The organism is Rhodospirillales bacterium RIFCSPLOWO2_02_FULL_58_16 (assembly GCA_001830425.1).
Taxonomy (GTDB): domain Bacteria; phylum Pseudomonadota; class Alphaproteobacteria; order Rhodospirillales; family 2-02-FULL-58-16; genus 2-02-FULL-58-16.
The window spans coordinates 1-9,890 of record MIAA01000004.1 but is presented as its reverse complement, the minus strand read 5'-3'; the positions used below and the strand labels follow the sequence as shown (position 1 = coordinate 9,890).

The window sequence follows — 9,890 nt, the reverse complement described above, 5'->3', positions numbered from 1 at the left end:
TGTTCCCAGTTGCGCACCGTATCTACGCTGACCCCGAAGCTGCGGGCAAAAATGACCTGGGTCATGCCCAGCTTGCGGCGCGCCGCCTTGACGTCTGCGACCGGCACGCGGACCACATGGGCAATCCCACGGCCAGCATCTCCTTTGGCATAAGCCAAGGCATCCTCCAGTCCGGCCATGATCTTGTCGTAAGCCTTCTTGCTCATTTCGCGCCTCCGTAATTTTCGGCCAACTTTGTCGCAATCTTCGCCAAAGCGGCAAGTTCAACCCGGCCAAGGTCCGATTTCTCGTTCTTGGCAAACACCGTCAGCAAGAAAACAGGAACCTCAGCGTGGTGGTAGTAATAAACGATCCGCACTCCGCCGCGTTTGCCGCGTCCCCCTATGCCGAAACGAACCTTGCGAATGCCGCCGCCGCCTTCAATCCGTGGTCCGCATTGCGGATCGGCCGCGATCATGGAGATCGCCGCAAACCGCTCGTCTTCCGTCATGCACCGCCTGGACTCGGCCATGAAAGCCTTCGTCTCAACCACAGTATGCGGAGCTTCGTCCATGATGGAATTCTAGCATGGCGCAAGACTCGTTGCCACAAGAAATTACGCCAATGAACGAGAGGATATTATGAGTCACTGGGCCGCTGCTTATATCGGTCTGCCGTGGGCGACCGACGGGGAAGGGCCGGACTCCTTCCATTGCTGGGCGCTGGTGCGCCATGTGCAACGGGAACGCTTCGGCCGCGACCTGCCCGCCGTTCCTAATCCTGACGCCCTGTTGGCCATCGCCCGTGGATTCCGCGATCACCAGGAACGGCAACGCTGGGACTTGGTCGACCACCCCGTCGAAGGCGACGGCGTGCTGATGCGCCAGGCCCGTTATCCCGTCCATGCCGGCGTCTGGATCGCGGTTGATGGCGGTCGGGTGCTGCACGTCGTTCGCGACAAGGGCGTGGTCGCCCAGTCGCTGAGCAGCCTCGCCGTCCATGGCTGGCGGATCGAGGGGTTCTATAGATTTATCGGAGACCGTCCGTGATTCGCCCTGCCGTCGTCGTCATGGTCCGCAACGCCTTCCGGCCCGAGCGTGACCGCGAGGCGGCGGCGGTTCCTAAGCCGGTCACCATCCGGGGCTGGCTCGATGGGCGAGGAATCACCGAGTTTGCCCAGCCCACCATCTGTTTTGTTAATGGCCGCCCCGTGTTGCGCGTCGAATGGTCGTTACTGGTCATTCGCGCCGGCGACGTGGTCTGCTTTATCGCCCTGCCCCACGGCGGCGGCGGCGGGGGTGGCGGCGGCGGCAAGAACCCGCTCAAGACCGTGCTCATGGTTGCCCTCATGATAGCGGGTCCCGTCGCCGGCGCCGCCTTCGGCCCGGCGCTGGCCGGCGCTTTCGGCTTCGAGGCCGGGGCGTTCGCCTTCGGCTCGGTAACGTTTGGCCAGGTTTTCGGCGCCGTGATCTCGGGCGCGGTCAGCATGGTGGGCGGCGCCCTGGTCAATGCGCTGATCCCGGCGCCGAACCCGTCCCGACCCTCGGCCGATTGGGGGCTGGGTAGCAGCGGCAGTCCGCCCGGCCCCAGCCCCACCTATTCGCTCCAGTCCCAGGGCAATCAGGTAAGATTGGGGCAGCCCATTCCGGTGGTCTACGGCCGCCACATAATTTACCCCGATATCGCCGCCGAACCCTGGAGCGAATACGCCGGCAACGAGCAATATCTTCATCAGCTTCACGTCATCGGCCAGGGATGCTATCAGGTCGAGGCCCTCCGCTTGGAAGATACCGACATCGGCAACTTTGCCGAGATTCAGTACGAGATCATCGAACCGGGCGGCGTCGTTACCCTGTTTGATCCCGGCGTTACCACCGCTCCCGAAGTGGCCGGACAGGAATTGCAGGGGCCGAACCAGCTTACCGGCGGCGAGACAGGCTGGGTGGGGCCGTTCGTTTCTGCCGATGCCGGGACGTTGGCCACCCATCTCGGCATTGACGTCGTTTTTACTCGCGGCCTCTACTACGCCAACAATTCCGGCGGGCTGGATTCTCGCTCGGCCAGTTGGGTGGTCGAGGCTCGCGCCATCGATTACGACGGCGCCCCATTAGGCGACTGGATTTTGTTGGCTTCTGAAAATCATTCGGCGGCCAATACCACCCCGATCCGCCTGAGCTACAAGTACGCCGTCGCGTCGGGCCGCTACGAGGCGCGTCTGAGGCGCACCGACAGCAAGGACACATCCTCTCGCGCCGGACATGAACTCCGCTGGGCGGGATTAAAAACCTGGCTCCATGATGCGCCCGACTACGGGCAGGTGACGCTGCTCGCTCTCCGCATGAGAGCTACCGATAATCTCTCCCAGCGCTCCTCGCGGATGGTCAATTGCATCGTCACCCGCAAGTTGCCCACATGGTCGGCGGCCAGCGGCTGGTCGCTCCCACAGCCCACCCGTTCCATCGCCTGGGCTTTCGCCGATGTCTGCCGGGCCGCCTACGGGGCCGGGCTGGCCGATGCCCGGATCGACCTTTCCGGTCTGCTGGCCCTCGATGCCCTGTGGGAGCAACGCGGCGATCATTTTGACGGGGTGTTCGATACTTCGATGACGGTGTGGGAGGCGCTGACCCGCATCGCCCGCTGCGGCCGCGCCGTGCCCATCCAGCAGGGCGGGGTGGTGCGCATCGTCAGGGACAGTCCGCAGAGCTTGCCGGTGGCCCTGTTCGGGCCGCGCAACATCGCCAAGGGGTCATTCCGTATTCGCTATGTGATGCCGGGCGAGGAGACGGCGGACGCGGTGACGGTGGAGTTCTTCTCCGCCATCACCTGGCGGCCCGACGAGGTGACCGCCAAGCTCCCTGACTCCGCCGAGGAAAAACCGGCCCGGCTCCAGCTTACCGGCTGCACCGATAAAAACCATGCCGGGCGGGAGGGTCTCTACATGGCCGCCGCCAATCGCTACCGGAGGAAGCTGATCACCTTTCAGACCGAACTGGAAGGCCTGATCCCCACCTACGGCGACCTGATCGCCGTCGTCCACGACATGCCGCGCTGGGGCCAGGGCGGCGAGATCGTCGGCTGGGATGGGGAAACCATGATCACCTCCGAACCGCTCGAATGGGCGGAAGGGCAACCCCATTACCTGGCGCTGCGCCGCTCCGACGGGTCCATCGCCGGTCCCTATCCGGTGACGCCGGGAGAAACCGACGATGCGGCGGTCCCGCAAGCGCCGCTCGACATCGAACCATACATCGGCGGCGAGGCCGAGCGCACCCACTACGCCTTCGGGCCAAGCGACGCCTGGAGCCTGTTCGCCCGCGTGCTGGCCGTCCGCCCGCGCGGCGAGCGGGTCGAGATCTCGTGCGTCGGCGAGCACGACGGTGTTCACGTCAACTGATCCGACAAGGAGAATCACAATGGTCTGGCGCAACCTGCCGCCCGAGATGCAGCAAACGTTGGCCGGATTCGCATGGGCCGTGTGGTGGGCGCTGATCGGCCGCAGTCTTTATCACGCCGATCTGGTGCGCAAGGGACGGCGGCGTTTCTGGTCGCTGCATTTGGCCTGGGAACTGATGATCGCCGTCGGCATGGGCGTAGTTGCCGGGGGCGCCGCTGAATACCTGAAGCTCGGGGGCATGGCGGCGGCCGGGTTCATCGCCGCCGTGTCCTATCTCGGCCCTCGCTCGATTGAATCCGTTCAGGCCTGGGCCGAACGCAAGGCCGGGATCGACGATCCCGACGCCTGATTTTTTCCCACCTTCCCGTCCATCGTCGGCCACCCATTGAGGCGGCCTTTTTTATGAGGTGACGTTATGCTCACTCTACTCGGTTCCGCCCTGGGATTTTTTACCAGCCTGTTTCCCGACCTGCTCAAACTCTTCCGTGAGAATCAAGACCGCAAGCATGAACTGGCGATCCTCGACCGCCAGATGGAGATGCAGAGGCTGGGCCACACCCAGCGTCTGGAAGAGATCAACGTCCAGGCCGACATCGCCGAATCCCAGGCCCTTTATCGTTCGCTGCGCCCGACCGGCGTGCGGTGGGTGGACGCACTGGCGGGGTCGGTGCGTCCGGTCATCACCTATGCCTTCTTCACCCTGTTCGCCGCCGTGAAGGGTTCCGCCCTCTACCTGCTGATCGCCGTCGAGGGGATGTTGCTGGCGCAAGCCCTGCCGCAGATATGGGACCCGGAGACCCAAGCGCTGTTCGCCGCCACCCTCAGTTTCTGGTTCGGCCAGCGGTCTCTTACAAAGTTGCGGGGGCGCTGATCCCATGCGCCACATGACCGACCAAGGGTTGGCGCTGATCAAGCGCTTCGAGGGCTTCAGCGCCACGCCCTATCTCTGCCCGGCCGGATGGTGGACCATCGGCTGGGGCGCGATCCATGGCCTTGACGGCCAACCCGTTACCGCCGCCACTCCGCCGGTCACCGAGGAGGAAGCCGAGACCTTGCTCCGACGTGATGTCGCCGTCGCCGAGCGGGCGGTGCTGCGGCTGGTCAACATTCCGCTCGCCGACGGGCGGTTCGATGCGCTGGCATCCTTCGCCTTCAACCTGGGCGGTGGCGCTCTCCAGCGCTCGACTCTGCGCCGCAAGGTCAACCGCGAGGAGCACGATGACGCGCCCGACGAGTTCCGCAAATGGGTTTGGGGCGGCGGGCGCAAACTGCCGGGGTTGATCCGGCGGCGGGAGGCGGAAGCCCGGATATATGCCGGAGCGGGATGACGATTTGTCTAACCTGCTTTCATAAACACGGTCGACCGGAGGAATCTTCCCCGGTCGACCGCTTTTTTGCATTTTGCAGCGGGGCGAGCCGGCCTCGTATTGTTGTTCTCACCCCACATGCCAGTTCGCCACGATAACCGGGACGAGTTGGTCTTGATAGTTCTGCGGTAGGGTGATCTGACCCATGGCGGGTGGCGCGAAGGCCGCCATGGCATTGACCAGATTGTCGACTTGGCCGGCCGGCAGTGCGTAACCGTCTGCCGTTTGAAAGCTGTCGACCTGATTGGCTGCCGTGTCATACCAGCCCTGAATGTCCACCTGATCGGACGAGCCGATCACACTAACCAAAAGATCGTTGCCTGATCTGGCAAACCAAAGTTGATCGGTGGCGATGCCGGCGCCGAAGACCAGCTTGTCACCTTCGCCGCCATGGCTTTGGTTGTTCACCGCATCGGCGTCATCGCCGCGACCGAAGAGGTAGCTGTCGGCCCCTGCCCCGCCGATCAAGGTATCGGCGCCGCCAAGACCGGAGAGCGTGTCGTCGGCGTCACCACCCGAGATCAGATCATCCGCCGAACCGCCGATCAGCGTCTGCGGCGCGAAGTCCTGCGCCCAGCCGTGATAGGCCTTGGTGTAGACATCATAAGTGCCGTTCGGACCGTAAGCTTGCCAGCCGACGGCAAAGCCGCCATCGGACAGCGCCGTGATGCTCGGAGTTTGATCCGCCGTATTCATATAGGCCTGTGTAGCCACAGCATAGCTTTCACCCGCCGTGCCGTCAGCGGCAAAGCGCTGGGCCATGACGGCGTTGAAGGCGCTTCCGGAATAGGTATACCACGCCACCACGAAACCGCCGTCAGACAGCGCCGCAATGGTAGGCTTGTATTGATTATTCGTAATGTTGGCCAAGTTAACGCGGAACTCTTCGGTCAAAGCCGTGCCGTCAGCGGCATAACGGCGCGCCGTAATATCGGATCCCGATCCGGGAGCCGGTTGCGCATCGCTGTCGTACCAGGCGATCACGAAGCTGCCGTCGGCAAGCCCCGCTACCACCGGCTGACTTTGCGTTCCCGCTGTGCCGACATTGACCTGGAATTCCCCTGTCACGGCATTGCCAGCGGCGTCGAAGACGCGGGCGTAAGCGCCATTGGTTGCCGCCGCATCTTGGCCCATGGACGCCCAGGCCACGACATAACCCCCATTGACCAACGCCGCCACCATGGTTGTGCTTTGGTCACCAGTCGTCCAGCTATTGATCTGGATCTCGGAACCAACCTTGTTGCTGTTGACATCAAAACGCTGACCGTAGATTCCGTAACCGCTGCCATCCTGTCCTAGGGACTGCCAGGAAACGAAGAAGCCGCCATCGGAAAGCGCCGTCACGGAGGATTTGAACTGATCACTGGTCGTATAGGTGTTGACCTGAAACTCGCTGGAGAGCGCCGTGCCGTCGGAATTGAAACGGCGGGCAAAAACACCGGCGGCATTTCCATCCTGAATGGTTGAGGTCCAGGAGACAAGGATCGTTCCATCGGACAACTGCGCGGTCGATGAATAATACTGGCCATAGACCGTGGTGGTGTTCAGACGGAACTCGCCGCCCAGCTTGGCGCCATCTGCATCGAAGCGCTGGGCATAAACGCCATAGCTACTGCCATCCTGATTATACGAAGACCAGATGGCCCAATAGCCGCCCTCGGCCAAACCCTGCATGGCGATCTGGTTCTGAATATCCGCCGTCGTCGTGCTGGCCGTTTGTGCTGCCGTGATATCTTGGGCCGCATAGGTCTTGGTGAAGATGTCGTTGGCGCCATCGGCGCTCTTGGCCTGCCAGCTAACCGTAAAGCCGCCATCCGACCGCGCCGTCACCTTGGGGAAATAGACTCCGGCAGCATCATAGGGCAACGCCGCCACCGTATAGGCCTCGGTGAGATTGCCATTCACGTCGAAGCGCTGGGCTCGGATGGCATTGGCATAGGTCGTAAAGCTGTCGATGCTCTCCCACACCGCCACGAAGCCGCCATCGGCTAGGGCCGTAATCGAGGGATTGATCTGGCTGCCTGTGTAATCGGACAGATTGACCCTAAACTCGCCGGTCATCGGCGCGCCGTCGGCGGCAAAGCGCCGTCCCGTGATATCCCCGGCCGAAGACGGCGTTTGCACGAAGTCGCTGTCGCGCCAGAGGACGACAAAGCTGCCGTCATTCAACGTTGCAATGGTGGAGCGGTATTGTGACCATGCCGAATCAACATTGACCTGAAATTCGTTGCCAGTAGCCAATCCGGCGGCATCGTAGAGGCGGGCATAGATGCCATGCGCTCCGCCATCCTGATTGATCGAAGTCCAGGTAATGACGAAACCGCCGTTGGCCAGTGCCTTTGCTTCGGCATCATATTGCCAATCGGTGGTGTACTGGTTGACCTGGAACTCGCCTGTCTGGGCAACCCCATCACGGCTGTAGAGCCGCCCGTAAACACCGTAATTGCTGCCGTCCTGCAGGTTGGACGACCAAGTGACCAGGAAGCGCCCATCGTCCAGCACGGCAACGCTGGGATCGTATTGCCAGTCCGCCGTAGTGGTATTGATCTGGAATTCGGCGGTGCTCGGCGTGCCGTCCGCCCCGAACAAGCGGGCATAGACGCCCAGGATCGAGCCGTCCTGGTAGGCTTCCCAGGCAGCGATGAACCCGCCGTCCGTGAAACCGTCCACGGCGGGATTACGCTGGATACTGGTCGTGGTGGCATTGAGGCGAAACTCGCTGCCCATTGGTCGGCCGTCCGGCCCTAACAATTGAGCGTAAACTCCAGCATAACTGCCGTCTTGGCCTTCGGAAGACCAGGCGATGAGACTGTTTCCATTGGAGAGCGCAGCTATGGCGGACTTTGTCTGCTCGTTGGTCATATAACTATTGACGCGCTCGATTTGGCCCCAGTTGCCCTTGGCCCCTACCGTCACCGCCGTGCCGGCCGTACTCTCGCCGCCCGAGGCATCGACCACCTTCCAGGTGAAGGAATCACCGCCCGAATAGCCGCTGGCCGCCTGGAAGCTGTAGCTGCCATCCGTAGCCAGCGTCACCGCGCCATGTGCCGGGCCGCTGACCAGACTGTAGGTCAGCGCCGAAGCAGCATCATCGATGTCGGAAGCTTTTAGAAGGCCCGAAACTGTCTGCCCCTCGCCCAGCAGTATCCGCCCACCCGTCTGAGCGACGGGCGCGTCGTTGACCGCCGCCACATTTACGGTTGCCGTCTGGGTGGCCGCGCCGCCGTTGCCGTCGGAGACCGTGTAGTCGAAGGCGGCCGGTCCGTTGAAATTAGCTATCGGCGTGAACACTACGTTCCCGTTCACATCCAGGGCGACCGCCCCGCCAATCGCATTGCCGACTGTAGTCAGCGTCAGCGGATCGCCGTCCGTGTCGCTATCGTTTACGAGCAAGCTCGACGCCAAGATAGTCACCGCCGCATCCTCGGAAGTAGAGGCACTGTCGGCGCTGGCAATTGGTGCGTCGTTCACCGGGGCAACGTTCACCGTTACTATCTGAGTGGCCGTGCCACCTTGGCCGTCAGAGATGGTGTAGTCGAACGTTGCCGCGCCGTTGAAGTTGGCAGTCGGCGTGAACACTATATCGCCAGCCACGTTCAGGGCGACTGAACCACCCACGGCGTTGCCGACTGCGGTCAACATCAGTAGGTTGCCGTCTATGTCCGTATCGTTAGCCAACAGGCTGGAGGCCATGATCGTCACCGCCGTATCTTCCGAGGTCGAGGCACCGTCGGCGCTCGCCACCGGAGCGTCATTCACCGCCGCCACATCGACGGTAACTGTAGAGGTGGAAGTTCCTCCAGCGCCGTCGCTGGTGGTGCAATCGAAGGTCGCGGCGCCGTTGAAGTTAGCGTCAGGCGTAAATACAACATCGCCGTTCACGTCCAAGGCGACCGTGCCACCCACGGCGTTGCCAACCGAGGCCAGGACAAGAGCGTCGCCGTCCACGTCGGTTGCTCCAGCTAGTAGGTCGACCTCCAGGATGGTCACCGCCGTGTCCTCGGCCGTCGAAGCGGTCTTCGCCTGCGTAACAGGCGCGTCGTTCACCGGGGCGACGTCAACCGTCACCGTCTGGGTGGCCGTGCCTCCTTGGTCGTCGGAGACCGTGTAATCGAACGTTGCCGCGCCGTTGAAGTCGGCGGTCGGTGTGAACACCACGTCCCCGTTCACATTCAGGGCGACCGTTCCGCCGACCGCGTTGCCTACCGCAGTCAGCGTCAGCGGGTTGCCATCGATGTCACTGTCGTTGGCAAGCAAACTGGAGGCCAGAATCGTCACCGCCGTGTCCTCCGAGGTCGAGGCGCCGTCGGCGCCCGCCACCGGCGCGTCATTCACCGGGGTAACGTTCACCGTCACCGTCTGGGTGGCCGCGCCCCCATTACCGTCGGAGATTGTATAGTCGAAGGCAGCCGCGCCGTTGAAGTTGGCCATCGGCGTAAACACCACGCCCCCGTTCACATCAAGGGCGACCGTTCCGCCGACCGCGTTGCCCACCGCAGTCAGCGTCAGCGGATTGCCATCGATGTCACTGTCGTTGGCAAGCAAACTGGAGGCCAGAATCGTCACCGCCGTGTCCTCCGAGGTCGAGGCGCCATCGGCGCCCGCCACCGGCGCGTCATTCACAGGCGCAACGTTCACCGTCACTGTCTGGGTGGCCGTGCCACCTTGTCCGTCGATGACGGTGTAGTCGAAGCTGGCTGGCCCGTTGAAGTTAGCGTTAGGCGTAAACACCACGCCCCCGTTCACATCAAGGGCGACCGTTCCGCCGGCCGCGTTGCCCACCGCAGTCAGCGTCAGCGGGTTGCCGTCTACGTCGCCGTCGTTGGTAAGCAAACTGGAGGCCAGGATCGTCACCGCCACGTCCTCGGCGGTCGAAGCCGTGTCGACCCCGGCAACAGGCGCGTCGTTCATAGGGGCGACGTCCACCGTCACCGTCTGGGTGGCCGCGCCCCCATTGCCGTCGGAGACCGTGTAATCGAACGTTGCCGCTCCGTTGAAGTTAGCGGTGGGTGCAAACACTACGTCACCGTTGACGTCCAGCGCCACCATGCCGTTAACGGCATTAGAGACCGAGGTCAATGATAGAACATCACCATCAATGTCTGTGTCGTCAGCCAGCAGCGAGGCGGCGGAGATCGTCACCGGCGTGT

Annotated in this window: 7 protein-coding genes and 1 pseudogene; 5 read left to right on the top strand and 3 right to left on the bottom strand. The window is 62.8% G+C overall.

Translation table 11 applies throughout. The features are described 5' to 3' along the window. Both A3H92_04755 and A3H92_04750 read right to left on the bottom strand, forming a co-directional pair. Positions 1–206 (bottom strand): hypothetical protein (locus A3H92_04755; GenBank protein OHC76318.1); only part of this gene is annotated, 206 nt, incomplete at its 3' end. Beyond that, positions 203–553, bottom strand: a complete 351-nt coding sequence (locus A3H92_04750; protein OHC76317.1) for a hypothetical protein — start codon at positions 551–553, stop codon at positions 203–205. The genes A3H92_04750 and A3H92_04755, both read right to left, overlap by 4 nt. A gap of 67 nt (positions 554–620) precedes the next feature. Between A3H92_04750 and A3H92_04745 the strand changes: the two genes are divergently transcribed. The 5 genes from A3H92_04745 to A3H92_04725 all read left to right on the top strand — a co-directional run bounded on the left by A3H92_04745 (position 621) and on the right by A3H92_04725 (position 4,701). After that, on the top strand, positions 621–1,028 hold the full coding sequence (locus A3H92_04745) for a hypothetical protein (GenBank protein ID OHC76316.1): 408 nt from the start codon (positions 621–623) through the stop codon (positions 1,026–1,028). Between the two features lie 20 nt (positions 1,029–1,048). Beyond that, positions 1,049–3,373, top strand: coding sequence for a phage tail protein (locus A3H92_04740; GenBank protein OHC76320.1), 2,325 nt, complete (start codon positions 1,049–1,051; stop codon positions 3,371–3,373). A 19-nt stretch (positions 3,374–3,392) separates the two neighbouring features. Continuing rightward, positions 3,393–3,722, top strand: a complete 330-nt coding sequence (locus tag A3H92_04735; protein ID OHC76315.1) for a hypothetical protein — start codon at positions 3,393–3,395, stop codon at positions 3,720–3,722. A 183-nt stretch (positions 3,723–3,905) separates the two neighbouring features. Then, positions 3,906–4,244, top strand: a complete 339-nt coding sequence (locus A3H92_04730) for a hypothetical protein (protein ID OHC76319.1) — start codon at positions 3,906–3,908, stop codon at positions 4,242–4,244. 4 nt (positions 4,245–4,248) lie between these two features. Further along, a complete protein-coding gene (locus A3H92_04725) occupies positions 4,249–4,701 on the top strand; it encodes a muraminidase (protein ID OHC76314.1) in 453 nt (150 codons plus the stop codon). A gap of 108 nt (positions 4,702–4,809) precedes the next feature. Here A3H92_04725 and A3H92_04720 read toward each other — a convergent pair. Further along, positions 4,810–9,890: pseudogene (locus tag A3H92_04720) on the bottom strand (hypothetical protein).

Excerpts from the sequence above, each read along its gene's own strand:
- A3H92_04750 (OHC76317.1), bottom strand. The coding sequence starts at position 553 with ATGGACGAAGCTCCGCATACTGTGGTTGAGACGAAGGCTTTCATGGCC.
- A3H92_04730 (OHC76319.1), top strand. The coding sequence starts at position 3,906 with ATGGAGATGCAGAGGCTGGGCCACACCCAGCGTCTGGAAGAGATCAAC.
- A3H92_04735 (OHC76315.1), top strand. The coding sequence starts at position 3,393 with ATGGTCTGGCGCAACCTGCCGCCCGAGATGCAGCAAACGTTGGCCGGA.
- A3H92_04745 (OHC76316.1), top strand. The coding sequence starts at position 621 with ATGAGTCACTGGGCCGCTGCTTATATCGGTCTGCCGTGGGCGACCGAC.
- A3H92_04740 (OHC76320.1), top strand. The coding sequence starts at position 1,049 with ATGGTCCGCAACGCCTTCCGGCCCGAGCGTGACCGCGAGGCGGCGGCG.
- A3H92_04725 (OHC76314.1), top strand. The coding sequence starts at position 4,249 with ATGCGCCACATGACCGACCAAGGGTTGGCGCTGATCAAGCGCTTCGAG.